Here is a 25,354-nt window from a genome sequence, read left to right on the forward strand (position 1 = left end):
GCCTCCCTTGTAACCAGTCGCCTTCCCCAGCCACTGTTACAGGACGCTCAAGGACGTCACTCGACCAACGCCTCCCATCGTAACTGCCTGATCAGGTGCTGGCGCGCAAGGCTCGCGTGTAGGCGCGGCTACACCTCTTCCATCGCCGCAAGCACATCGCTCAGTTCCATCGTCGCGAAGCTGGTTCGGTAGTCACTGAATCCATAGGGCATGATCAATTTGCCCCGATGCACCAGACTTCCGCAGGAATAGACGACATTGGGCACATAGCCATTGCGTTCATCAGGATTTGGCGTCAGCAGTGGGCTGGACAGCGCCCCGATCATGATTGACGGATCCTCCAGGTCAAGCAGGACGGCGCCGATTGAGTACTGCCGCATCGCCCCAGCGCCATGGGTGATCACCAGCCATCCGGCCTCGGTCTCAATGGGCGAGCCGCAGTTGCCGATCTGGATCAACTCCCATGGCTGTTTAGGAGATTGGAAGCTGCTGATCTCGTCCCAGTGGTAGCCATCATCGGAATAGGCGATGGAGTTGGACTCACGATCCCAGCGTGACAAGGCGCAGTACCGACCGCCAATGAGTCGGGGAAAGAAGGCGACTCCCTTGTTCTGCACCGCTTTGCCGGTCAACTTCAAGGACGAGAAGCACCGGAAGTCATCGGTCTCGAGCATGCGAGAGACGACATTCGTGCCGTCAAAACCGGTGTAGGTAGCGCGGTAGGCAGTCTTGCCCAGCTCATCTGCAACTTGCACAAAGCGAGCATCCTCGATGCCTCGACGTTCGTCGGATGCAATGGGCCACAGGACCCGCTCGCTCAACACGGTGTCGTCCTCAAAGTCGACCTCATAGCTGTTTCGCGCGATCTCCTGGAGGCTGTCAACGATGTCGCCCGGATGCTCGGCTCGTTCGGGTCGCGACTTCAAGAGATTCAGACTCGAATTCAAATCCTCTGGCGTGAATTTGTCAGGGAGCATGCCAAGCACGAAATGCAGGTCTGCTGAATCAATACCTGCATCGATGGCGGACTGCTGCACAAGCTCATTGCGCAGCACGGTGTAGCGCTGTGCTCGCGTCGTGGCAAAAGCGCAGGCCGCGTCCACCTGGACATTGCCATCGGGGTCGATCACTCCCGTCCGAAAGGCCAGGGTCGAAATATGTCCCTCCCCCACTGCTCGGACGCTCATGACGAATCGCAGTTGATCGGGTTCCAATGCCGATTGATCGGGATGTGCCACGATTGAGGGATTGAAGTACGCCGCTGCTTCGACGGCATACTCCTGTGTGAGATAGGCGCCGATCAGTCGCTTGCGCTCAATGTCGATTGCGTCTTCATCTGGGATCAGATGCTGCACCGCTGAGTAGTGCAGCTCGAATTGCTCTTCCAAGTCACGATGTCGCCCGGAGAAGTTGGCCAAGGTTTCGGCCAGGACCTCATGGACCTGCGTGGCCGAAAGGCTCAAGCAGCGATCAAGCACATCCCGTGCCCTTGATGTGCCACGAATGAGCTCCTCCTCCCCAGGAATGAAGATCCGACTGATCACCCGCTGAGGATCCCCACGGAGGATGACATCTGATCTTCGAACCGGAATCTTCACTTGATTGGGCGCTCCCTGTTTGCTTGTTGCATGACTGACAAGTAGGCCAATGTGGATTCGGCCCCGCAGTTGAGATTGATACCGGTTGCAGTCAGCCCGTCAAAGCCGGCACCGGTGTCGGGGTTGTACATGCGAGCAGACGTGTCATTGTCGCCTTCAAACCAGCGCGCACCCAATACGATCGCTTCCAACCAGGACTGATCCTTGGTTACTTCAAATGCGCTCGCGCAGGCATCCACTAGCGCTGCAACTTCAATGGGCTGTTGATCAAATGCCGGAAGGCTGTCTCCGAGCTGCCACCCAGAATCCGGGATCACGGATAGATGGCCCTGTCTTGTCTGCAGATCCATCAGCCACTTCAGCATTGCCAGTCCTCGCCTGACGACAAATCCCTGCTTGAAGAAGTCGCCACCCACAATCAGCAGCTCGGGCAATGCCGCACTGGCGTACGTCAGCCTTGGCTCGGGCCACAGCTGGTCGGGAATGAGATCTGCAGGGATGCTGTTCAAGGCATCATCAAGCAGTGCGTGCGCGTGGGTATTGGACGGGTAAGCGCGAAGAAACTCGATTGCGCCAAGTCCGGCAAAGACCATGGATCGCGGATGTGGGCTTCGAAGCGCCGCCGACTTGGCAAAGCAGTCGTAGGCCTCGCGCACTCGATCTGCGCTGCGATCCCACCGCACCACACTGCCCCAGCACCACAGTGCTCGGCCCCAGTGATCATCGGTGGAGGCCTCGCCATGCCACACCCCAAAGACATCGCACCGATTGATCACTCGGCCATCTGATTGCTGAGCCTGCACCATGAATCTGCTGAGCATGTCCATGACCTTCAACAAGCCCGCGTCAGTTGTCTGCTCGCGTTCACACACAATGAGCGCTCTGGCGACATCGTCCACGCAATATCCATGCTCGCGACGAGGCTGGTCATAGTCACAGTGCTCGAAGAGTCCACGCTCATCGCAAAGGGAGAGAAGATGCGCGAAGTTGGGCCTACTGCGCAATTGAGTGGATTTGGGCATCATCAGGCGATGGCTAGTGCGCTGGCATGTGCAGGCTTGCTCCAGACGGTGTGCGAAAGACCCAAGTAGGACTCCGCAACCGCAGGCCACAAGTACGACAAGCTCACTGCACTTGTGAGTGCTCGCATATGTGCTGCATGCTCCTGGTCGTTGTGGATCATGCGCACCGCAGAGGCAATCTCATCCGCATTCTTCTGCTCGACAAGACTCCCAACTCCGCCACCGAGTGCCTCAATCGCGTGAGGGAATCGAGTGGCGATGACTGGTCCACCCGCAACCATTGCCTCTACAAGTACTCCAGACGTCACCTGGTCCTTGGAGTCGTATGGAAGCAGGAATATCGAGGCGGAGGCGATGAGAGCAGCCAGGGCTTCATTGTCCAGGTATTCATTGACCAGACGCAATTGATGGGATACGCCCAAGTCGCTGGCTAGCTGGATGAGACTCTCGCGATAGCGCTCACCTTCATAGGCGACCACATTCGGGTGCGTGCGCCCGGCGACCACATATTCAACCTGCGGATCGATATCGCTCAGTTTCGCCAGTGCCTCAATGCCCCATTCGATGCCCTTGCCGCTGCTGATCAAGCCCCAGGTGAGCATGCGCGGCCCCGCGAATGCCTCCGCGAATCTTGTGGTTCGTCTCAGATCAGGAGCACCATGTGGAATGACGTGAACCGCATCCGGACTGACTTCGTAGTGCCCAATGAGGTTCTTGCGAGCGATGTTGGTCATCGTCACCATGGCAGCGGAAGCGGCAATCAGCGCCTGAAGGATGCATCGCTGCCGCAGCGTGGGTGCCTTGAGAACGGTGTGGATCACCGTGATGATCGGCACTCTCACCAGACTCAGAAGGTCCAGCAATTCAATGCCATCCTCGCCGCCGTAGATCCCAAACTCATGCTGGAGCACGACGACGTCGTATCCATTGAGAACCTGAGCAGTGCGCCCGGTGTCTGCGGAGATTCGATGTTGGTGCACGACTGAATCGGGCCGCCCGAAGGATGGCTCTTGCACGAGTTGGACAACGTCCACAACAGACCCGGCACCGGTCATGGCACCCGACAGTGAGTGCGCGAACGTGGCGATGCCACATTGCGTGGGTGGGAACGTGCTCAACATTACGATTCTTGGATCCACGACTGTCGACTCCTGGCTTCTCAAGCCAATCACGGCCAACTTCCCAGATCAGGGATCTGTGAGCACGCGATTGACATCTGCAGCGGCCCTACTCAAGCCACTGTTGAAAAAGCCGGGTTCTGGGGCTCGCAACTCTGTTGGTTCCCTAGTGAGACGCCATCGCACGATGGCGAAAGGTGCTCAATGCACTTTGAGTCTAACTTGGAATTTCTGGCCCATGTACCGCGTGAATCAAACTGCGACGCACGCGGTACAGCGCACGCCAGAATGCGACACAGGAACTACCGACAAATCAGGTGGTCACGCGTGAAGCGTGTGCCTCGGCCTCCTGAACGGCAGACGTCAGCACACTCAGCGCCGCAGTCAACTGCCCGTCCCACTGGTCAGCGCGCACGCACCACATCACAGCGTCCTGAGCCTCAAGGACCGCATCACGCGAAGCCTTGTCGCCACCCACGCCAAGGCGATCCAGGACGCGCGCAGCGGCGTTGGCCCACTTCTCAGCCAACTGCAGGTGCTCGACCTGCTTCTCCAGCTCGACCATCTCGTTGCGGCCGCCAGGGGTGTCTTCAGTAACTTCGTGCAAATGCTGATGCACTCGATCAACGGCTTGGAGCAGATCTGTCTTCATCGCATCATGGAGCGCAGAGCGCTTTACATCGAGGGTCAATTGCTCGCAGGAGGATTTCACCTCACTTTTCGCAGCAAAGAATCTGTCGGACTTGCGATGCGGGACCTCTTTGGCCGCAATGCGGCTCAGGCGGGACTTGCCGGAGGATGGCTGAGACATGATCACTCCTTCTCGATCTGACACTTCGATCGGTACGCGTTCATTCAACCCCTTTTATGCCAGAAGCGCACCCTTGAATGGCTGTGAGTTTGAACCGACATTTAAATCTGCCAACCTATTGACATTGGGCTCCGCGTCGTGGTGCGTGTGTCAGCGCGGCAGGAGAGCACTGGATTCCAATTCGTCCATGTCTTCCAGCTCGATTCCCTTTGTTTCCTTGATCTTTCGCATCACAAATGGAATTGAGAGCAGTGCAAAGACGGTGAAAATTCCGTAGGCGATTCCCAAGCTCTTGCCCGCGATCGGCGGGAATGCTGTGGAGACAATGAAGTTGGCTGTCCATTGCGCGGCGACGGCGAGCGCAAGCGCGGCAGCGCGCATTCGGTTGGGGAACATCTCACCAAGCAGCACCCAGACCACAGGTCCCCACGTCGCTGCGAAGAACGCGACGTAGATGTTGAACGAGAGCATTGCCACCACATCGGGACCGTCCGTGAGAACTGGGTTGCCGTCTGCCCCTATTGGCGCGGTGCCAAATACGTACGTCAGGATCGCAAGAGTGATCACCATGCCGACCGATCCCACCAGAAGCAGCGGCTTTCGGCCGACCCTGTCCACGAGGGCAATGGCGACCACAGTGAAGGCCACATTCACGCCAGTGGTGATCAGGGAAGTCTGGAACGCCTGATCCTCGCTGAAGCCAACCGATTCCCAAATGGTGTTCGAGTAATAGAAGACCGCATTGATGCCGACAAACTGCTGCAATGCACTCAGAATGATGCCGATCCACACCAGGGGCATCAATCCAAAGCGAGTACCTCGCAGGTCCGCGAAGGAGGACTGCTGGTCGCCTGCCATCGAGGCCCTGATGTCGTCCACCCGTGCATCCGGATTGACGGTGTAGATCTGACGCAGCACTGCTCGCGCCTGTTCATCCTTTCCTCGCTGCACCAAGTACCGCGGAGATTCCGGCAGTCGAAGAGCGAGCAAGCCGTAGATCAGGGCCGGAATCACCATCGACAGGAACATCCACTGCCACGCGGGCAGTCCAAAGAGCCAATCGTTCTGGGCATTGCCACCAGCAGCATTCAAGATGAGGTAGTTGACCAGGCTGGTAGCAAAGATTCCGATGACAATCGCGAATTGCTGCAGCGAGGACATCCGTCCGCGCATCGATGCCGGTGCGATCTCGGAGATGTACATCGGGGCCATCACAGAAGCCACGCCAATGCCCGCGCCACCGACAAAGCGCCAAAAGACCAGGTCATAGACCGAGAACGGAAAGGCTTGACCAATTGCCGCCGCCATGAACAGTGCAGCGGCCATCAGCATGACAGGTTGACGCCCGAAGCGATCTGCTAACCGACCAGCAAACCACGCACCAAGTGCGGATCCAATGAGTGCAATGGAGACGACCAAGCCGATGGCAAAGTCGCCGAGCGAGAAAGTGTTCTGAATCGCTCCTTTGGCACCATTGATGACTGCAGAGTCATAGCCGAACAGAAACCCGCCCAGAGCTGCGGTTGCCGCTAAGCCGATGACTCGCCCGGTGCGGTAGTCCTTCTCCATTGCTGCTCCTTGCGTGGATGGTGATGGCAGTAAAGCAAAGGAAGGAAGACCTGAACACGGGAACGTGCGATGAGCCCTGAAATACGAAGGAATCCGGCCTCGTATCAGGCAAGTTCGAACTGTGAGTTTGGGGCGCCCCTTGGCTTGGTCAGGACATAACTAATAGCCGCAGAATGCGACGCGAACCTGCATTGCAGGCGGGAGATACGGCGTTTCTCATTGGGCAGTACGAGGAACTACTCGGAGTCTTGCAGCGAGCCTGAATTACCTATTGGGTTGCGCTGATGCGCTCGCGAGTTCCTTGTCTCTGACGATGTCAATAGTGAAGAACCTGGTGACCTTCCTGCCGTTGGCCGATGCGCTCCCCGGTATGGTCCGTAGCGGATACAGCCCAAGTCTCATACCGCGTATTGCCGGCAGCACAAGCTGACCCTTGGCATTGGCAGTGGTGTTGCCAAGAGTTGACCACCTGCCATCCGCGAATATCTGCGACAGGTACCTCACCCGGGGCTGCAAGAACTGCACGATGATCTGCTCGGCCTCCAGCCTGGTCATCAATACAACCTGACCCGTCTCAGTCGTGAAACCCAGCGGCTGCAGCACCAAGCGAGGGGGAGCCGACTCGGCGGCCTCCTGGCTCAACACGATAATTGAGCCTCCGCCGAGCACCTCGGCCTGCTGAGGATTAGTTGTTTCCACCGGTTCAGGCGTGAAGGTGGGAATAGGGATCGGCGTCGCCGTTGGCGTTGGAGTAGGTGTAGGCGCGGGGCCGGGTGAGGGTGGCGCAGGCGTGACAGTGGGTACCGGGCAAGGTGGCTGCCCGTAGTCATTGCAGGCAGCTTGAACAGCGGGCGTGGCAAGAGTCATCGCCAGAAGGACACCGCTAGCGACGGTGCCGACTTGCAATGCCAAGACCTTGCGCACGCCTCATCCTCCAAATCCGTGAGTGAAAGAAGTCTACCCCCTTCAGCGGGGATCAACCCTCTGCTAGTACAGCCTGTACTTGCTCAGAGAATGCGGGCTCTTTGACCACGCCGATGATTCGGACCGCTATTCGGCCCTGCATGTCGATGATGAGGGTGCTGGGCAGTGCACCCGGGGGGACGCCAGGAATGGAGGCCAGCTTCGTGCCCTTGGCATCCACGATGCTCGGATAGGCAATGGCGTATTTGGATGTGTACTGCCTGGCAGAAGCTTCCTCATCGGTGACGTTCAGCCCGACAAACCGAACTCCCCGCGGCTGAAGGGTGTTCGAAGCGGCCACCAGCGCTGCCGCTTCCTGCTTGCATGGCTCACACCACGAAGCCCACGAATTCAAGACCACTACGCGGCCGCGCAGGTCAGTGATCGACAGTGGCGCACCACCCAGGGTCTGCCCAGCGATGGGCGGCAGGTCCACGCGGTCGCTTGGCGCGTACGTGGTCACTCCGACTTCCTCAGACACGCGAGCGCCAAGAGGTTCACGACCACAGGCGGTGAGCAGCAGCGCCATACACATCAGGGTGAGAAGCGAGCGCTTGACTCTCGTTGGATCAAGAATTGGGCAACTCCGAGGCCTGCACCCACTGGATCTTCATGCCAAGGGTGTCCTCCTTGCTCGTCCACGCGAGATTGCCTTCGCGACTGACAATGGTGATTCCGTCAGCTTCAAGTCTGGTGATGGTGTCGTCAAGATCTGGAACAGCCAGGCAGAAGGAATCGAACTGATCGCGACGCACATCATCGGCTGCTCTTCTTGCCAGACGAATCACGACATCGTTCATCTGAAGATCCACGACTTCCTCCCCTGCGGCCCGAGGCAAGCCCTGGACCACAGTCGAAACGATGAGATCGCTCAGCACTTCCGCCGACTTCGCGGGGTCTGCAACGGCCACGGTCAGCCATGCAAGATTAGCCCCTTGCACAACACTGGCAGTCGAACGCGGAGGCTCGGTATCAGCAGCGTCTCGAGGATCGTGGGTGAACTCGGTGTCCGTGATCTCAATCAGTAATCCGGCCGTGTCGGCTGGGTGGATGAAGAAGTGGCGACCCTGAATGTCTACGCCAGTGATGCGCAACTCAGCTCGGCGAAGCAGAGACTCGGTCTTCCAGATGTCGTTGACGGTCCAAGCCACCGAATGAAGGCCTGGCCCGTTTCTGGCAACGAAATGACCAAGTGGTCCAACTTCGTCGTCTGCGGCGAAGATGCAGATCGGCATCGTTCCAAGCCAAAGCATCTCTGATTTCGCTGCACCCGACTCATTGGATGCTCGCTCCCCGATAGCCCCAAATGGAATGCCTTGCACCTGTCGCATGCTCGAATCGATCTCGACTGCGCCCAGAACCCGCTTCAGCCAGGGGACATAGGCATCCTCCATCCGAGCGGCTAGGCCAAGGCGATGGAAGTAGCCAGGCTCGATTAACTGCACGGCATCTTTCTCGGCGTCAGACATCGTCACTTCTCCCATTCTCAGGCGAACTACGCACGGGAGCAGCGTAGGGCGAAGCGCTCCTTGGTGTCCGGCGAGTATCTAGAGCGGCCTGCCTCCGGACATGCAAGGGTTCGGGGATGCTGACCCGCGCGCGCGCTCTTGCTCGCATGTGCATCCTGCTCGCACTTGCAAGCCATCCTGCGCCAGCGCTTGCCGTAACGATCGTGGTGTCGACTTTGGCCTGGCGCACTGGATGGGAGTCGACCTCCCTCGCGATCTTCGTGCTGGCCATGTTGACCGGGCAGTTGAGCGTTGGCTGGAGCAATGACGCGCACGACGCGCAGATGGATCTGGCAGCCGCGCGTCTGGACAAGCCGGTCGTTGCATCTGCTCTCAGCGTTCAGTTGCTGTGGCGCAGCGCAGCTGGAGCGCTCACGATCAGTGTGCTCGCATCGTTCGCGGCAGCGGGAGTCGCTGGTGGCTTTCATGTGCTGTCATTGCTTGCGGCATGGGCGTACAACTTGCGACTCTCTCGAACAACCTGGTCCTGGCTCCCGTATGCAATTGCCTTTGGCTTGATTCCCCCATTCATCACCGAAGGCCTGGATCCGGCACAAAGTCCTGCCCTGTGGTCGATCGCGGTGTTCATGGCACTGGGCGTGGCCGCACATCTGGCAAATGCCGCGCAGGATGCATCGACCGATGCCGAATACGGACACACAAGCGCTGCAATCAGACTTGGTGAACGGGGCAGCAAGTTGCTCGCACTCGCACTTCTCCTGCTAGGGACAGCCTTGCTGGTGTGGCAACTCTGGGATGCCAACCCGACGGTTGCGACGGCGACGGCTGTGCTCAGCGCCGTCATCGGTGGCGTCGGCTATTTCAGATCATCGCTGTTCTTCAAGGCCATCCTGCTCCTGGCACTCGCCGATGTCGCACTGCTCCTACTGACAGAGGTCTCGATCGTCAGTTGAGGGGGCGGGCAAGAACCGGAACTACTGGCTGGTTCTGGAACATGATCGGGCTCTTGGCGTTTGCCGACCAGTACACCGCAGTCGGTGCTCCAGCTGCATTGACAGTCAAGCGCATCGTGCCATAGCCAGTACCCGAATACTTATTCGTCGTGCCTGCCATCGGTAGCGCACGCGGATCGGTATAGCGAGAGTCGTATTGACCATGCCCCGGCACCGCAGTGGAGTCATAGACGAACACCGCGTACGAACCATCCGAGAGTCTCAATGGCGGGCCGGCGATGACCACGGCGTGCCCAGGGTAGGAGACCCCACCCTTCACGGAGCCGTACTGCGCCTGACCATTGAGCACGATCTCACCAGGGATCACCATCAATTCGCCACCGCTCAGACTCGAGACCGCACTCACTGCACTCCAAGCGGGCCCCGGAGTTCCGGTCAGGAATTTGGCCCAGAGCGAGACCAAGCCGGACTCGTTCGTGGGGACATTCATCTGACTGTGAAAAGCGGCCCAGGCATTTGGCGTGGCCTGCTGCAAGGCCCAATTGGTGAATCCGACGCAGTCCCAGATGTAGATGCCCTTCGTCGGATTGATCGTGTACTTATGCGAGTACTGCGTCTGCGTCATCGTCCGATAGACCTGCTGTGCCTGAGCAAGCAGTGGGCCAGCGGAGCCAGCGGCGACCGGGGCCTGAGTGCGCACTGAAGGAACTGCACCCGCAGGCGAGGCTGGCGGCGGACTGGGTATGCCGCCGGGCGCAGCGACGGCGACAGGAACGATCAGTGCAGCAGACACCAGCGCGGCAGTTGCGAAAGCAGGCAATCTGAGTCGAATCATGACCGTCCCTTCGTCAGAGCACTTTGGAAAGAAATGCCTTCGTGCGCTCATGCTGCGGATTGGCCAGCACATCGCGCGGATGCCCCGATTCAACCACGACGCCTCCATCGATGAAGACCAGGCTGTCGCCGACCTCGCGCGCAAAGCCCATCTCGTGAGTGACCACAATCATGGTCATGCCATCGATGGCCAATTGCCGCATGACGTCAAGCACATCGCCGACCAATTCAGGATCCAAGGCGGAGGTTGGCTCGTCAAACAGCATCAACTTTGGTTCCATCGCCAGCGCTCGCGCAATCGCTACGCGCTGCTGCTGACCTCCTGACAGCTGACGTGGATAGGAGTTGGCTTTGTCGGCCAGGCCAACGCGCTCCAGCAAGCCTCGCGCTCGTTCGCGCACGCGGTCAGTTGGCTCGCCTTTGACACGCAGCGGAGCTTCCATGATGTTCTGCATTGCTGTCATATGCGGAAATAGATTGAATCGTTGAAAGACCATGCCGATCTCGCGGCGCTTCTTTGCTGCATCGCGATCGCGAAGTTCATGCAGCTTGCCATTGACTTCTCGATAGCCCACGAGCTCACCATCAACGGACAGGCGACCACTGTCGATCTTCTCCAGGTGATTGATGCAGCGCAGGAAGGTTGACTTGCCCGAGCCTGAGGGCCCCACCAGGCAGAAGACCTCACCGCGCTGCACTTCAAGATCTATTCCTTTGAGCACCTCAAGTCCACCGAAGCGCTTGTGCACGCCCTGGCTCTTCACCATTGGCGTATTCATCGCACACCGCTGTTCGGATCAAGCACTGTCGTGGACGGCGGGGGTGGAGGCTGATGGAACTTGAAGATCATCTGGCGCCAGCGACTCCAGAACGACCGTTCGACTCGACTGGAGGTGCCGCGTCCGTAGTGCCGCTCGACGTAGAACTGTCCGATGGTCAGTATCGAGGTCAATATGAGGTACCAGATGCTCGCGACGATAAGCAGTGGAATCGTCTGGTAGGTACGTGCATAGATCTGCTGCGTGTTGTAGAGCAGTTCTGGCAGGGCGACCACACTGACAAGCGACGTGGTCTTCAGCATGCTGATGACTTCGTTGCCGGTCGGCGGGATGATCACGCGCATGGCCTGCGGCAGCACGATGCGCCGCATGGTCTTTGCCCGGCTCATGCCCAGTGCTGACGATGCCTCCCCTTGGCCTTCGTCAACAGACTGGATACCAGCTCTGGCGATTTCGGCCATGTACGCGCCTTCATTCAAGCCAAGCCCCAAGAGCGCTGCCATGAAGGGTGTGATGACGTCATTGGTGTCCCAGCTGGCGAACGTCGGACCAAAGGGAATCCCGATCGACAGCATCGGCACGAGAGCTGCGAGGTTGAACCAGAAGATCAACTGGACAAGTACCGGGGTTCCTCGGAAGAACCAGATATAGGCCATCGCAACGTTGGACAGCACCGGATTCGGCGAAAGCCGCATCACTGCGAACAAGACGCCAAGGCCAACGCCGACGATCATCGCCACAATCGTGATCCAGATGGTGGCCCAGACTCCCTTGAGAATCTGGCTGTTGAACAAGAACTCCCACACCACATCCCATGAGAAATTGGGATTGGTGGCAGCCATGTTGAAGAACATGGCCACGAGCACGAGGATCACCGCGGTGGCGACCCACCGACCCGGGTGACGAACAGGCACGGCCTTGATCGGTTCAGTCGGCTCGGTCATGCCTGCTCCTCCCCTGTGAGATGCCGATGGTGGGCGCCGCACTCAGCGCCGCCCACCATCGCTGATGACTAGGACTTCGGATTGATCTCGGCCGTCGTCAACGTGCTCGTCTCCAGGTCGTACTTCTCAGCAATTTCCTGATAGCGACCACTGTCGATGAGCGACTGAATCGCCGCCTGCACCGCTGGCGCGAGGCCGCTCTTCTTGTTCATCAACACGCCAAGCAGAACCGAGTTCAGCGGCGTTCCTTCTGAGACCTCGAACTTGCCATCTGAGCCTTGGGCAATGGATGCCGCATTGGCCGTGTCCGAAATCAGCGATTCAACCCGTCCGCTGGCAAGAGCAATAGGCATCTGGTCAGAGGCTGCGATCACTGTGACTGCTGGCTCTGGTGAACCCGCAGTTGTGCAGATCTTGACCAATTGCGGAATCGTCACGGTCTCCTGCGTGCTGCCCTTCAGCACACCGACCTTGGTGCCACACATAGAGGCGTCAAGAGCAATGCCCATTGGATTGCCCGCTGGAACGACACCGGAATCTCCTGAGGTGAGATAGGAGACAAAGTCAACCTGCTTCATGCGCTCAGGATTGATGGTGAAAGAGGAGATGCCCAAGTCATAGCGATTGCTCTGCACCGATGGGATGATCGAATCGAATGTCGCATTCTTGATCTCAGGAGTCAGGCCCATCAAGGTGGCAATGTCATTGGCCATATCGATGTCGAAGCCGGTCAGCGTGACGCCATCAGCCTCGATGTATTCCATCGGGGGGTACCCAAGCTCGGTACCGATCTTCAGCGTTCCAGCTGATGCGATGTCCGCCGGCAGCAGGGCGACAATGGCGGGGTCAACAGTCAATGTTGTTGACGATGCCACGCTTGATTCGGCCGGTGCCGGTGATGAGTCAGTTGACGCCGAGTCTGAGCTGCTGCAGGCAGCCAAAGTCAGTGCCAGCGACGCAGCGAGCACCATCGTGGCGCCGAACTGTGTCTTGCGCAATCCGAGCATGGATCCTCCTTCTCGCGTTCGGGCACTGTGCCCGGACAATGGGGTTACCCCCTGGGACTTGCCTTCTCTCGATCGAGAAGTCCTGCCATCACACGACGAGCTCTCGCGATGCCTGCATCCTGAGCAATGAGGCGGTCACGTTCAGTGCTTGGGCGAGACTGTAAGCCAATTTCCTGCAATTCCAAGGCATTCTTGTCCTCCTCCAGCACCGTGGCGAGGCCCGTCTGCAATTCCTCGGTCGCCCATTGCTGATCAACGGCGAAATTTCGGCTGAAGGCATAGAAGTAGATGCATGTGGACTCATCCACCGGAGTGATGCCGTTGAGCACCTTGATGAGGTGACCCTCTTCGCGTGGACGGCCTTCTCCGGTGATGCCCGAATGGAGGATATGAAAGCTGGGGGCGTGGAACTCCGTGCAGTGAAAGCGGTCGAAGAGCCCTTCGGTCTGCATCGTTCGGGCATAGAGCGGTGGCGCTTGCACGCTTGGCATCAGGCGGTCGACAGAGACGACATCGCCGTCAACTTCAACACTCACTCCATAGTCAACGATGTACTCATCCCCCACCGTCGATGTGTACAGAAATGACTCATGCGTGAGATCGAGCAGGTTGTCGTGCACGAGTTCGGCGCGACAAGCGATAGCGACAGTGTGCGTGACCGTGGCCCAGGACTCATCAGTCATCCAATGGGTGTCCGCGACCTTGGCCCGATCGGCGTCGGAAGGGTCCCCCAGCCAGATCCAGAGCCACCCGTCCTTCTCAACGAGCGGGAAAGCTCGCACAGCCATGCCCGCAGGGATGCGCTCCTGCGCAGGAATGCCAATGCATGCTCCAGCGCCGTCGTATGTGAAACCGTGATACCCGCAGCGAATTGCATCGCCCACAACAGTGCCAGCTGAGAGCGGGAATCCCCTGTGCGCGCATCGATCAGTCAGAGCCACTGCAGTGCCATCGATCGCGCGATACAGCACAACCGGAATCGAGCACACAATCCTGCGCGCCGGCTCGCGCGTGACCTCGCTGCTCCACGCAACCACATACCAAGCATTCAGAATGAACATGAACCCTCCGTTGCCTTCGCGTTACGCACATGATTCCGTGTTCGGCGCGACAAATGAGCCGAGACGAGCCGTCAACTGAATATTCTTTACCCGAGTACTGGCTGACGCGCGCAAGAGTCCAATAATCCCAATGGGTTTGCTTATTCCAGCTATTCGTGTCACTGTCAATATCGACAGTCACCGCGATACTCGCAGTTGACTCTCAGGCGAGGAATATCGGCCGCGGTCTGCGGCGATCGGTAAGGACTAGACCCCCCTTGCTTCTTGTATAGCCCGCGTTCGTGTCCAGGTTTCACAATGCACCTTTGCATCGTGAAGGCCGAATGCACGCAGAGGCGGAAAGCATGAATACACACTTCACACCACGAGGTTCTCGAAAAGCAAAAGGACTTGCATCAACAAGTTTGACGCTGGCAATCGTCGGCGGACTCGTCGTCGCATTTTCAGTGAACGCGCTGGCAGCGAGCAGCGTGGGGCTCGGAACTGCGGACAGTTTTGGAGTATTGGCTGGAGCAGGCATCACCAATACCGGTTCCACTACTATCAACGGCGACATCGGCACGTTTCCCACTACGACCATCACTGGGCTCGGCAGCATGACGATCAACGGCACCAACCACGCTGGAGACTCGGTGACCCAGGGCGCAAAAACTGATCTGATTACGGCCTACAACGCTGTGGCTGGACAGCCGAGCAACGTAACGATCAGCGCTGATCTCGGAGGAACCACGCTTGTCTCCGGCGTCTACAGCTCTGCTACATCCCTTGGTTTGACGGGAACCCTCACCCTTAATGCCGCAGGCGATCCCAATGCTGCATTCATCTTTCAGGCTGGCTCGACCCTGACCACGGCTGCCGGCAGTCGGGTGGCACTCATCAACGGGGCTCAGGCCTGCAATGTGTTCTGGCAGATCGGAAGTTCGGCGACTCTTGGCACCACGACCGACTTCAAGGGCAATATCCTGGCCTTGACCGATATCACCTTGAATACCGGCGCTGAGGTTGAAGGTCGGGTCCTTGCCCGCAACGGCGCCGTGACCTTGGATACCAACCGAGTTATCAGCCCGACGTGCAGCAACTCCAGTTCTGGCACTCCGGTGGCAGAGATTGTGTACGCAGCGAATATCGGCCCTCTGGCCCAAGGTCTGGTCTGTCCATGGGGCGGTCAGTACGACGGTTTGGGGCTCTGTAGAGGTTCCGGTGCAAATCCGCTGATGAACGTGATCACCACGCCTACCGCGTCGGCCACGCCAACACCAACAGCCAGTGCCCCTGTGAGCCCGTCGGCAACTGTTCCGACCGTTACACCTCCAACGGTTACTCCAGGACCCACGGCAACGCGCACTCCCGTTGTACCTGTGCAGATCCTTCGTAAGCCCGTTGGTGGAGTCGACACCGGCCAATTTGAATAGCGGGAGCGAGCCGTTCCCAAAGGCTTGGACTTTGGGAACGGTCGCCACTTGGGTGAGTGAGATCACGCGTAGGCAATCGAAAGATTGAGGATTAAGTCAATGCTCCATGCGAGAGCACGTGGTTCAAGACGTGTTTCGGTTGCGCGCACAATTTCTGGTCGACGCACACTCAAGGCAATCGCAGCGATCGCCGTGGCATCGATTGCGCTCAGCATGAGTGGGTGCATGCCGGATTTGATGGCGCTTCCGGCAGATGAGGTACTTGCACCCTCGCAGGTGCAGGTGGCGCGGCCAGCCCCGCGATCTGCCCCAGACAGAATCCGGATTCCCGCCATCGGCGTCAACGCACCACTGATGCGATTGGGCCTGAAGTCGGATCGAAGCCTGCAAGTGCCTCCCAACGCCTCCACCGCGGGCTGGTACACGGGTGCGCCGCAACCAGGTCAGCTTGGGCCGGCTGTGATTGCCGCCCATGTGCGTTGGAACGGCACCGCTGGAGCATTCGCGAAACTTTCGAAATTGCACCCTGGAGATCAGATCCTCGTGTCCAGAGAGAACGGCACTTCAGACGTCTTCAGCGTCGATCGTGTCATGATCGTCAAGAAGAACCAGTTCCCAACCAAGCTGGTCTACGGCAACATCAAGTACGCAGGCCTACGGTTGATTACCTGTGATGGGCTGGATGCGGGCAGCAAGAAGTACCTTGCCAATCTCGTCGTATTTGCCAGGCTCGTGGCCAAGGTCTGACTCGACCTACTTGGGTATCGCGTTCCCGATCGATTTCGCAGCAAGGATTCCGAATCCGTCAGCCGGCGAAACCTGTCCGCCGTAGTACATGATCCAAGAGTTCTTACCCGTGCTGACGATGTCTGAATCGCCACCGCCGACAACGATGAACTGCTCATTCTTGAAATTCAGGCCATCAGTACTGGTTGAAGCGAAGATTCCGTACGAGGATCCACGATCAGTTGAGTAATAGAGGGCTATCTTTCCCTTGCTGTCGATCAGGGCGAAGGGGTGCGATCCGCTCATCTTCAGCTGTGGGCCCACCGTCCAATGCAGCATGTCCGGGCTGGTAGCCGTTTTCATGACGCGGTCGGCGTGCACGCCAGGCTTTTCCAGATTGGAGAAGTAGGCGCGATATTGCGCACCTTGCTTGATCACTGTGATCACGCCAGGCTCGAATCCTGCTTGAGCCGTGCTGAGCACCACACCTTCATCGGCAAAAGTCAGCCCGTTGTCATGGCTGATCGCGGAGTTCACGCCGCCAGCACTGGTAAAGAACAGGCGCACTGTCGCCGCATCGATCCGGATTACCCGAGGCTGACCGGCCATCGTGGACAGCGGGATCGTGGGATCAGCGACGAATTTCAAACCCGTGGCATCAGTTGATGTAGCCGAACGAAGCCCGTTAGGCGCTACCCACGAGTACAGACGAATGCGTCCGTCGGCAAGGCGCAACGCACTTGGGTCAGCGACTTGCTTGCTCGAACTTTCGAAGGTGGCCTGACTCTGTACTACCCCTGCCGGCTTGAAGATCTTGGCCACAGCAGCGGTCTTGCCTGGCGCAGTGGGAGGATTGGTGGGAGGGCTTGTCGGCGAGCCTGCTGGTCCGCCAGCAGGAGCGCCACCTGGCTGCTTGGAACTGGGCGCCCACACGCCGTTGACGCACTCGATGGAACCAGCGCCAAGTGGCAGCACTTCGCCCGCCTTCGAACAGGGCTCCCCCGGCGCATTGACGGCGAAACTCGCCGTTGCTGGAATGAGACTGAAGCTCAGGACACCCATCACGACGATCGCTCTACGCAACATCAGGCAATCGTATTGGCGCGACAAGGGCTACGCGCGAGGTATTCGCACGAGCGCTTCTTGGGCGACGCTGGCAACCAGCACTCCTGATGCGTCGTAGAACTGACCTGAGTAATGGCCACGCCCACCTGAGACCGAATTGCCTACCCAGTCCATCAGGTGCCACTCGTTCATCTTGGTCGGACGGTAGAACCACATGGCATGGTCAAGGCTGCTCACGGCCGCGTTCCGTGGGAAGCCTGGCAGGCGAACAAGCCCATTGAAGAAATCAGACATGTAGGCCAAGGCACAGGCTTGCAGCGCAGGGTCATCAGGCAGCTCGCTCTCAAAGCGACACCAAGCCCTCGAGGGGTGCGCGATGCTGGAGTCTGGAGCTGGGTCCCAGACCAAAGCATCTGGTGACGTCGGCAAGGAGTAAAGAACGGGATTTGCAGGTGGCGCTGTAACGCTTGGAAATGTGGAGGCCTGCGCGTTGATGCCCTCTTCAGGAACTTGAAATGAGGCCAGCATGTTCATCAGTACGCGGCCATCCTGAATGGCAGAAATACTGCGGGCCGAGTAGGCCCGGCCATCGCGATCACGAGAGACGGCAAATTCGATCGGCTCGGTGCTCTTGCCGCCCGCGATGAAATAGCAATGAAGGGAATGCGGAACACGTTGCGATTCAACGGTCTTGCAAGCCGCCATCAGCGCTTGGGCAAGAAGTTGACCGCCGTAGAGAAAGCCACCGTTGGTCACAATATTGCTGGTCACGAATCGATCTTCGCTGACAGTGTTCAATCGCACGATGTCGGCAAGCTCAGTCATGTGGCTCCTTTGTTGGCAGTGCCGGCAAGTAGCCCGGTGCCGCACCGCGCTCGTGCATCATTGCCGAATCCTGTTACAGATATCTGGCGATTCCCTCGGGAATATTGAATTCCTGATTCCTGCAGGAGGCCGAGTCCGTCGCAATTCCTTTCCTCGTTAACACTCCTGGGAGAAATCGACTTACTATCGAATATGCGCCGTCTCACCGCAGTGTGCTTCGCCATCACTGTTCTGGCAGTTGTCGGCACTTCGCCAAGTGCGAGTGCAGCCCAGGTACAGGTCTCTAGGACGATCACCACCGGCCTGAGCACTCCGTGGGGTTTGGCATTCCTCCCGGACGGCAGTGCACTGGTAAGCGAGCGCGACTCCGGACTCATCAAGCGCGTCACACCGGCCGGCAAAGTCACCACGGTTGGACGCGTGCAGGGAGTTGTCCCGGGCGGCGAAGGCGGCTTGCTGGGTATCGCTGCTGCGCCAGCGAACGCCCCAACTGCCATCTACGCCTATGAAACCTCCAAGGATGACAACAGAGTCGTACGCATCGCCTGGAACGGCACCTCGCTCGGCAAGCAAACGCCCATCGTGACCGGCATCGCCAAAGCCTCCTATCACAATGGCGGACGCCTCCTACTTGGCCCCAACAACACCTTGTTCATCTCCACTGGTGACGCAGGAAACCCAAGCTCTTCTCAGAACCTCAGGAGTCTGAACGGAAAGATCCTGCGCGTGGACCTCAAAGGCAATCCAGCTGCCGGAAATCCATTCAGGAACTCTCGCGTCTACTCCCTTGGACACCGCAATGTTCAAGGACTCGCCTTGGATGCAAGTGGGCAGTTGTGGGCGAGTGAATTCGGTGAGAGGAAGGCCGATGAGCTCAATCGGATCCAAGCCGGCAGGAACTACGGCTGGCCGCTGGTGGAAGGCAGTTCCAGTGACGCAAAGTTCGTCAATCCCTTCACTCAGTGGGAGCCGACATCCCTTGCCTCACCCAGCGGCATCGCCATATTGCAGGACACGGCCTATGTCGCCAGCCTGCGTGGCGAGGTGCTCTGGCAGGTGCCGCTGACTGGCGCGACTGCGGGCAAAGCCACCGCCGTCCAGCTCGGTGATCTGGGCAGGCTGCGCACCGTGGGCGTGGCACCCGACGGGTCCCTGTGGTTGATCACTGGCAATACCGATGGTCGCGGAGATGTGCGCAGTGGCGACGATCGAATTCTTCGACTCTCCGTCAGTTGACCGGAGCTGCGAATTACTAGGCAGACACCCATCGCCAAAGAGTGACGTCTTCATCGGGAATGTCCTCGTAGGCGACCTTGAGCGGCATTCCAATGGTGATCTGCTCCAGATCGATGCCGACGATATTGCCCAAGACAAGGCACGGTCGCGGTTGCTCGACCAATTCTGCAAGGCCAATCACATACGGCACGTCATCGTTGAAGGAGCCAGGGCCGCGATGCACCACAGTGAACGTGAACAAGGTCGCGTTGCCGCTTACCTTCGTCCACGATTGCTCCTCTGAGAAGCAGCTCCGGCATGCCGGATACGGAACCCAGTTGTAGTCACCGCAGTTGTCGCATCGCGGAATGAGGAACTCATGACGCTTCAAGGCATCCCAGAACGGCGCTCCAGCCGCAGTGATAGCAGGCAGCGGCTTGAGGTAAGGAGCTGTCGCTGGTGGAAGTACGGTCACAATATTCTCCAGATTCTCAAACAGGCGAACACGATTAGTCCACAGCCATGATGAGCGTCCCGGCTTGGCCGTGAACGGCGAAACCCTGCGCCAAGGACAATCCGATCTTGGCGTTGGGAACTTGGCGGTCACCACATTCGTTACGCAGTTGACGTACGACTTCTATGGTGTGGAGTCCAGACGGATTGCCAACATGACTGTTGCTGAGCAGGCCTCCGTCGGTATTGCAGGGCATCGAACCTCCCAGTCGAGTGTGGCCTTCCTTGAAGTACTCAAAGCCCTCGCCCAACTCGCAGAACCCAAGTTCTTCCAGGTCACGAAGCATGGTGATGCTGAAGCAGTCATACAAGCCAGCCACATCGATGTCCTCACGCGTGACACCAGCCATCGAAAAAGCACGCTCGGCCGTCCGGCGCACGGCCTTGCCTTCGGTTGGAAACCAGGGCTTGTTGATCGTCATGTAGAAGTCGGTGTACGCAGATTCCGCACCGCCCAGAATCCACACCGGGTCCTTCTTGCAGTCTCGCGCGATCTCCTCTGAGGCAATGACTATCGCGTAGCCACCGTCATTGTCGATGGCGCAATCCAGCAGGTGCATTGGCTCAGCGATATAGCGGGAGGCCAGGACTTCATCAACAGTGATCTCGCCTCGCACACCCATCACAGATGCGGGATTCAAAGTCGCGTGGTAGCGATGCGTGACGGGCACATGGGCCAGATCACTTTCTGTCGCACCGAATTCATGCATATACCGCTGGGTCCACATCGCGTACCAAGGAGACATGTAGCCGCCATGAATGTCGTAGCCCCACTCACTTGTGCGCGGTGCCTTCTGAGCTGCGGCTGTGCCGCCGGGCCCAATGGAATAGCCAGCTTTGCCATAGAAGAGCACGACAACATTGGCCATGCCGGCTGCGATTGCTGCAGCTGCTTTGGCCACTCCCCCCGAAGCAATGCCCTGTTCCATGAAGGTAAGCGGATGCTCGCCAAGCTGTTCGGCCCAGAACATGTGCACTGATGCGGTGCCCGGTACTGGACTTGGATCCATCGGAATCACACCATCGACCTGACTGGCCGAAAGCCCAGCATCATCGAGCGCACCTCTGATGGCTTCGATCTGAAGCGAGACTCCAGTAGTGGGAAGCTTCTTGGCCATCTGGGTCGTGTACACCCCGACTACTGCCGACTTCCGCGAGAGGAAATTCATCTCACACTCCTGTTCGGTTCATGTGATCAGTCCACCGCCATGATGAGCGCGGATGAGAGGCCATGGGGTGACATGCCTTGGGCGAAGGAGAGTCCAATTCGCGCATCGGGAACCTGCCGCGCTCCGCACTCGCCACGAAGTTGCCGCACGACTTCGATGGTGTGCATGCCAGATGGGCTCACGTTGTGGCTGTTGCTCAGCAACCCTCCATCGGTGTTGCACGGCATCGATCCGCCCAAAGCGGTGTGCCCCTCACGGAAATAGTCGGCAGCCTCGCCCAGTTTGCAGAAGCCGAGCTCTTCCAGATCGCGCAGCATCGTGATGGTGAAACAGTCGTAGAGTCCGGCCACATCGATCTCGTCACGGCCAAGACCTGCCATTTCGAAGACCAGGTCACCGAGATGGCGCACGCCATAGCCCTGCTCAGGAAACCAAGGGTCTTGGATACTGGCGTAGAAGTCGGTGTATGCGGACTCGGCACCGCCCAGCACCCACACCGGCTTCTTGCGAGTGTTCCGGGCGACCTCGGCCGAGGTCAGCACGATCGCGTAGCCACCTTCGTTGTCCAACGCGCAATCAAACAGATGCAGCGGCGAGGCGATCATCCGACTGTTCATGACGTCGTCGACAGTGATGTCTCCGCGGTTGCCCATGATTGATTCGGGATTCAGTGTGGCGTGATGTCGATGCGTCACTGCCACCTGAGCAAGATCCTCAGAGGTGACCCCGAATTCATGCATGTATCGCTGAGCCCACATGGCATACCACGTCGTCATGTACGCCCCGTGCTGGCCGAAGCCCCATTCGGCCTCGCGCGGAGCGGATGTGGGCACCGCGGTGCCACGCGGACCAACTTCGAAACCCGCATTGGCCCAGAACAGCACGACAACCTCACACATGCCTGAAGCGATAGCGGTAGCCGCTTTGGCCAAGCCACCAGAGGCTTGACCCAGACCCATGTATCCGAGGGGTCGTTCGCCGAATTGCTCGGCCCAGAACATCGGATCCAGTGCGCCTGTGCGCATGCCCGGCTCCATCGGGATGATGCCGTCGACATCTGCCGGGGTGAGCCCCGCCTCGTCCAGAGCGCCCTTGATTGCCTCAAGCATGAGTGAGTACGAAGTCCGACCAAGCTTCTTGCCCTGTTGCGTTGTGTACACGCCGGTAATTGCTGCGTGACGTTTGGGAAATCCCAAGACAGTGCTCCTTGAGTGTTGAGCGGGACAGGAGTGCGGAAGTTCGATCGCTATTTGGAGCGGGTTCGCGGGAGCAAGAGCACTCGTTCAGCAACGATCTCGCGCATCACCTCAGTGGAGCCGCCGTAGATCGCGCCGACGAGCGATCGACGGTAGGCTCCCTCGGTAGCGCCAATGAAGTTCTCATTGGACTTGTCAGCGATTCTCGAGGCTGGGCTTTGGATGACGGCCTGCTCTCCGGCAAGGTCCAGCACTGTTGCGTAATGCCGAATATTTGCTTCGGCATAGAACAACTTGCTCTCGGGGCCTTCGAAGGTCGGACCTTGCGGAGTGTTCAGCGCGGCCTGGGTCCGAAGGCCCAGCAGTCGCGCGACCTCGTTCTCAATGGCAATCCACCCGAGCTTCTCTTTGACGATTGGATCGTCATAGACCGCGCTGCCATCTGCCTGCTTGGCCCACTTGGCCCACTTGGCAGCTCGTTCGGCCCAGAGCGTGGTGATCGGCGCAGCCGGAGTTGCTCGTTCGTGAATCAATGCCACGCGCATGACAGTCCATCCGCCGTCGACTTCACCAACACGCCAGGAGTCGGGTACGCGGACATCGGTGTAGAAGGTGGCGTTGGTGCGCTGGCCTCCCAGAGTGTGGATTGGCTGAATCTCGACTCCGGGCGCATCCAGCGCAAGCATGAACATCGACAAGCCCTTGTGCTTGGCAACCTCAGTGTTGGAACGCGTGAGCATGAAGACGTGCGTGGCTTCGTGGGCGGTGCTGGTGAACATCTTGCTTCCGTTGATGAGCCACTCATCACCATCGCGCACTGCGCGAGTTGCCGCAGCAGCAGCGTCTGATCCGGAGCCGGGCTCGCTGTAGCCCAGAACGATGAGCATCTCGCCCGCCAGGCCCGCGCGAACCCACTCCTGCTTCTGCTCCTCGGTGCCGACTGCGAGCACCGTGCGCAGCACCATCTCAGTGGTGACCCAGCCGTCCAAGTGCAGTCCGGCGTCGGCCAATGCCTGCGTGACGGCGTAGGCGAAGTTGGGGTCAACATCTGAACCGCCGTACTCCGCAGGCCAGTTGGAGGCGAGCAGTCCGTCCATTGCCATCCGGCGATGCAGCTCCCAGGTGTGGTACGTGCCAGTGGCGCTCTGCTCGACGGCCCACGAAGGGTCAACGTTGTCCTGAACCCATTGCGCTGCGCGCTGGCGGTACTCAGCCAGTGCATCGTTCTGTCGGAAATCCATGATCACGCCTCCACAGTTGATGCTGAGTCAAAGAGTGCGGAAGCCAATGACATGAACTGGTCCTGCCTGGCACCGATGGCCAGTGGCCAGGCCTTGGCTCGACGGAAGTACATCTGGATGTCGTATTCCAGGGTGTAGCCGTAGCCACCGTGGAACTGCAGACTCTCGCGGGCGGTCTTCACGGCCAGATCCGAGGTGAACAGAAAGGCCATGTCGGCAAGGGCAGCGAATCGCTCAGGCTCGACATCGCGCGACCATGCTGCTTCGAGCACCAGCAGTTCTGCTCCAACGCTGGCTACCGAGATGTCTGCCAGGCGGTGCTGAATGGCCTGGAAGCTCGCAAGAGTGGTGCCGAACAGTCGGCGTTCCAATACGTACGCAAGACCGATTTCGAGCGCACGAGCTTGCAGGCCGTAGAGCGCTGCGGCAGTGAGCGCCTTCCATTCACAGATCGCCTGCGCAAACAATTGCTGGGCTTCAACTCCGCGCGCGAGCACTGTGCGTTGGCCATCAGAGCCATCAAGACTCCAGTCGGCAAGGGGTGCAGAGCCGAGGTTCTTCAATGGCGTTGCAAAGGGAGTGGAGCCCGAGCGTGCAACGCAGACAAGCTCCTCGCCATCAAGGGCCACCAGAACGTGTGCAACCGCACCGGCGGGTGCAAGGGTGGCAATGCCATTGATGGCAGGCCGCGGTGACATGGTCGCGATCACGTCACCAGAGATGATCTGCGGGACGAACTGACGGCCTGCAGTTGTGCGCGACAGCACCAGTCCAGCGACGAGAGTCTCTGGCAGTGACAACGGCGCGAGGGTCTTGCCGGCCTCAATGCACACCAGCGCCAGATCCAGCAGCGTTGCATCCGCGCCGCCGAACTCACTGCTGATGCCCATCGAAGGGATACCCACATCGGCTGCAAGAGTCCAAAGCTTCAGATCAAAGCCGAGCTCTTCGCTGTCGCGGACTCGTTCAATGGGACTCTCGCTGGTGAAGAAGTCCGCGAAGACTTCGCGGACTGATCGCTGATCCTCTGAAAGTGCTAGATCCATGTCGACTCACCCTTCTGCCGACGTCGCGCAATTCGCACAATGACGGCCGCCACCTGTGTCTACAGGCACTGGAGAGTTAAGTCAACCATGAGTTACTTAATCTTTATCAGGCTTTTCGAGACTTTTTTGGTGCTACCGCTGGTGCTTGCGGCTGGGGAAGCCAGGGCGGGTTCATCAAGAGCGCATCGGTGGCCAGCAGCAGCTGGGAACGCACGCGGGCGGTGGGGGCAGTGGCCGCGCCCTGGGTCATTGCCCAGATCAAGCCAGAAATGCCTTCGATGATGATCGAGTGATCCTGCTCTGCGTCCAGCTCACCCCCATCGATGGCGTCCTGTACCAAGGCCGTCACTCGGTCGCGCACGAACAGTGAGCGCTGACCGAAGACCTTGGCCAATTCAGGATCTTGACTGGCAAGCCGACCAAGTTCGTAATGTCCCAGAGTCGGCTCAGGATCCTCAAGGGAGGTCTGGGTGCAGGCCATCACAAAGGCACGCAGCCGCTCGTTGAGATTCTTGGCACCAACGCAGAGCTCGGCGTAATGCTGGTCGGCAGCATTTGGTGGACGCGAGGATTCAAGTACCGCCGCGCGCGCTAAATCTTGCTTGGAGTCGAAGTAGCGATAGATCGCCCCGCGCGTGATGCCAGCTGCGGTTGCGACTTCATCAAGAGTCATGCGCTCATAGCCAACGGTGGAAAGTCGACTGGCTGCCGCGCGGATCAGCGCCTGACGAGTAACGGCACTGTCGGTGTTGGCAGGACGACCCACGGGCTTGCGCGGCACCTTGGCCTTGCCGCCGCCGGCTTCCCTGCTCACGTGA

Annotated in this window: 26 protein-coding genes; 4 read left to right on the forward strand and 22 right to left on the reverse strand. The window is 58.9% G+C overall.

Annotated features, from left to right (window positions below; genetic code table 11):
* Window positions 1–128: 128 nt before the first annotated feature.
* The 8 genes from Q8M73_12175 to Q8M73_12210 all read right to left on the reverse strand — a co-directional run bounded on the left by Q8M73_12175 (window position 129) and on the right by Q8M73_12210 (window position 8,550).
* Window positions 129–1,598, reverse strand: coding sequence for a glycoside hydrolase family 130 protein (locus tag Q8M73_12175; protein MDP2289307.1), 1,470 nt, complete (start codon window positions 1,596–1,598; stop codon window positions 129–131).
* A complete protein-coding gene (locus Q8M73_12180) occupies window positions 1,595–2,623 on the reverse strand; it encodes a glycosyltransferase (GenBank protein ID MDP2289308.1) in 1,029 nt (342 codons plus the stop codon). The genes Q8M73_12175 and Q8M73_12180 overlap by 4 nt, the downstream gene beginning before the upstream one ends.
* Window positions 2,623–3,738, reverse strand: coding sequence for a glycosyltransferase (locus Q8M73_12185; protein ID MDP2289309.1), 1,116 nt, complete (start codon window positions 3,736–3,738; stop codon window positions 2,623–2,625). Before Q8M73_12185 ends, Q8M73_12180 begins: the two co-directional genes overlap by 1 nt.
* 313 nt (window positions 3,739–4,051) lie before the next feature.
* Complete coding sequence (locus tag Q8M73_12190) at window positions 4,052–4,549, reverse strand: hypothetical protein (protein ID MDP2289310.1); 498 nt, start codon at window positions 4,547–4,549, stop codon at window positions 4,052–4,054.
* 150 nt (window positions 4,550–4,699) lie between these two features.
* The gene (locus tag Q8M73_12195) at window positions 4,700–6,118 is read right to left on the reverse strand and encodes a sugar porter family MFS transporter (protein MDP2289311.1); all 1,419 of its coding nucleotides are present in this window, start codon (window positions 6,116–6,118) and stop codon (window positions 4,700–4,702) included.
* 264 nt (window positions 6,119–6,382) lie between these two features.
* The gene (locus Q8M73_12200; GenBank protein MDP2289312.1) at window positions 6,383–7,042 is read right to left on the reverse strand and encodes a hypothetical protein; all 660 of its coding nucleotides are present in this window, start codon (window positions 7,040–7,042) and stop codon (window positions 6,383–6,385) included.
* 52 nt (window positions 7,043–7,094) lie between these two features.
* On the reverse strand, window positions 7,095–7,610 hold the full coding sequence (locus tag Q8M73_12205) for a TlpA disulfide reductase family protein (GenBank protein ID MDP2289313.1): 516 nt from the start codon (window positions 7,608–7,610) through the stop codon (window positions 7,095–7,097).
* Window positions 7,611–7,650: 40 nt separating this feature from the next.
* Window positions 7,651–8,550, reverse strand: a complete 900-nt coding sequence (locus tag Q8M73_12210; protein MDP2289314.1) for a hypothetical protein — start codon at window positions 8,548–8,550, stop codon at window positions 7,651–7,653.
* 116 nt (window positions 8,551–8,666) lie between these two features.
* On the opposite strand from Q8M73_12210, the gene Q8M73_12215 reads away from it, so the two are divergent.
* Window positions 8,667–9,503 carry a UbiA family prenyltransferase gene (locus Q8M73_12215; protein MDP2289315.1) on the forward strand — a complete coding sequence of 279 codons (837 nt, stop codon included), beginning with the start codon at window positions 8,667–8,669 and terminating at the stop codon, window positions 9,501–9,503.
* Here the strand turns inward: Q8M73_12215 and Q8M73_12220 are convergent.
* The 5 genes from Q8M73_12220 to Q8M73_12240 form a co-directional block, all read right to left on the reverse strand.
* Window positions 9,496–10,338 (reverse strand): hypothetical protein, encoded by an 843-nt coding sequence (locus Q8M73_12220; protein ID MDP2289316.1) that lies wholly within the window; start codon window positions 10,336–10,338, stop codon window positions 9,496–9,498. The two genes, Q8M73_12215 and Q8M73_12220, sit on opposite strands and share 8 nt — an antisense overlap.
* A 13-nt stretch (window positions 10,339–10,351) precedes the next feature.
* Window positions 10,352–11,104 carry an amino acid ABC transporter ATP-binding protein gene (locus tag Q8M73_12225; protein ID MDP2289317.1) on the reverse strand — a complete coding sequence of 251 codons (753 nt, stop codon included), beginning with the start codon at window positions 11,102–11,104 and terminating at the stop codon, window positions 10,352–10,354.
* An 8-nt stretch (window positions 11,105–11,112) separates the two neighbouring features.
* Window positions 11,113–12,060 carry an amino acid ABC transporter permease gene (locus Q8M73_12230; protein ID MDP2289318.1) on the reverse strand — a complete coding sequence of 316 codons (948 nt, stop codon included), beginning with the start codon at window positions 12,058–12,060 and terminating at the stop codon, window positions 11,113–11,115.
* Window positions 12,061–12,128: 68 nt separating this feature from the next.
* Complete coding sequence (locus tag Q8M73_12235) at window positions 12,129–13,067, reverse strand: ABC transporter substrate-binding protein (protein ID MDP2289319.1); 939 nt, start codon at window positions 13,065–13,067, stop codon at window positions 12,129–12,131.
* 44 nt (window positions 13,068–13,111) lie between these two features.
* On the reverse strand, window positions 13,112–14,128 hold the full coding sequence (locus tag Q8M73_12240; protein ID MDP2289320.1) for an aromatic ring-hydroxylating dioxygenase subunit alpha: 1,017 nt from the start codon (window positions 14,126–14,128) through the stop codon (window positions 13,112–13,114).
* 344 nt (window positions 14,129–14,472) lie between these two features.
* Between Q8M73_12240 and Q8M73_12245 the strand changes: the two genes are divergently transcribed.
* Window positions 14,473–15,540, forward strand: coding sequence for an ice-binding family protein (locus Q8M73_12245; protein ID MDP2289321.1), 1,068 nt, complete (start codon window positions 14,473–14,475; stop codon window positions 15,538–15,540).
* Window positions 15,541–15,602: 62 nt separating this feature from the next.
* Here the strand turns inward: Q8M73_12245 and Q8M73_12250 are convergent, their stop codons facing one another.
* Window positions 15,603–15,755: a hypothetical protein gene (locus Q8M73_12250; GenBank protein ID MDP2289322.1), complete on the reverse strand. Its 153-nt coding sequence runs from the start codon at window positions 15,753–15,755 to the stop codon at window positions 15,603–15,605.
* 10 nt (window positions 15,756–15,765) lie between these two features.
* Here Q8M73_12250 and Q8M73_12255 point away from each other — a divergent pair, with 10 nt between their 5' ends.
* Window positions 15,766–16,287, forward strand: coding sequence for a class F sortase (locus Q8M73_12255; protein MDP2289323.1), 522 nt, complete (start codon window positions 15,766–15,768; stop codon window positions 16,285–16,287).
* Between the two features lie 6 nt (window positions 16,288–16,293).
* Here the strand turns inward: Q8M73_12255 and Q8M73_12260 are convergent, their stop codons facing one another.
* The gene (locus tag Q8M73_12260; protein MDP2289324.1) at window positions 16,294–17,352 is read right to left on the reverse strand and encodes a hypothetical protein; all 1,059 of its coding nucleotides are present in this window, start codon (window positions 17,350–17,352) and stop codon (window positions 16,294–16,296) included.
* A 27-nt stretch (window positions 17,353–17,379) separates the two neighbouring features.
* On the reverse strand, window positions 17,380–18,156 hold the full coding sequence (locus tag Q8M73_12265; protein MDP2289325.1) for a thioesterase family protein: 777 nt from the start codon (window positions 18,154–18,156) through the stop codon (window positions 17,380–17,382).
* Window positions 18,157–18,348: 192 nt separating this feature from the next.
* Between Q8M73_12265 and Q8M73_12270 the strand changes: the two genes are divergently transcribed.
* Window positions 18,349–19,392 (forward strand): PQQ-dependent sugar dehydrogenase, encoded by a 1,044-nt coding sequence (locus Q8M73_12270; protein MDP2289326.1) that lies wholly within the window; start codon window positions 18,349–18,351, stop codon window positions 19,390–19,392.
* 16 nt (window positions 19,393–19,408) lie between these two features.
* On the opposite strand, the gene Q8M73_12275 is transcribed toward Q8M73_12270, so the two are convergent.
* The 6 genes from Q8M73_12275 to Q8M73_12300 all read right to left on the reverse strand — a co-directional run bounded on the left by Q8M73_12275 (window position 19,409) and on the right by Q8M73_12300 (window position 25,350).
* The gene (locus Q8M73_12275) at window positions 19,409–19,846 is read right to left on the reverse strand and encodes an OB-fold domain-containing protein (protein ID MDP2289327.1); all 438 of its coding nucleotides are present in this window, start codon (window positions 19,844–19,846) and stop codon (window positions 19,409–19,411) included.
* A gap of 34 nt (window positions 19,847–19,880) precedes the next feature.
* A complete protein-coding gene (locus Q8M73_12280) occupies window positions 19,881–21,053 on the reverse strand; it encodes a thiolase family protein (protein ID MDP2289328.1) in 1,173 nt (390 codons plus the stop codon).
* Between the two features lie 26 nt (window positions 21,054–21,079).
* A complete protein-coding gene (locus tag Q8M73_12285; protein MDP2289329.1) occupies window positions 21,080–22,249 on the reverse strand; it encodes a thiolase family protein in 1,170 nt (389 codons plus the stop codon).
* A 50-nt stretch (window positions 22,250–22,299) separates the two neighbouring features.
* Window positions 22,300–23,490 carry an acyl-CoA dehydrogenase family protein gene (locus tag Q8M73_12290; protein ID MDP2289330.1) on the reverse strand — a complete coding sequence of 397 codons (1,191 nt, stop codon included), beginning with the start codon at window positions 23,488–23,490 and terminating at the stop codon, window positions 22,300–22,302.
* A gap of 2 nt (window positions 23,491–23,492) precedes the next feature.
* Entirely contained in the window at window positions 23,493–24,536 is a 1,044-nt protein-coding gene (locus Q8M73_12295; protein MDP2289331.1) for an acyl-CoA dehydrogenase family protein, read from the reverse strand.
* A 106-nt stretch (window positions 24,537–24,642) separates the two neighbouring features.
* Window positions 24,643–25,350, reverse strand: a complete 708-nt coding sequence (locus Q8M73_12300; protein ID MDP2289332.1) for a TetR/AcrR family transcriptional regulator — start codon at window positions 25,348–25,350, stop codon at window positions 24,643–24,645.
* Window positions 25,351–25,354 lie beyond the last annotated feature (4 nt).

Source organism: Actinomycetota bacterium (genome assembly GCA_030684515.1).
Classification (GTDB): Bacteria; Actinomycetota; Actinomycetes; order S36-B12; family S36-B12; genus UBA11398.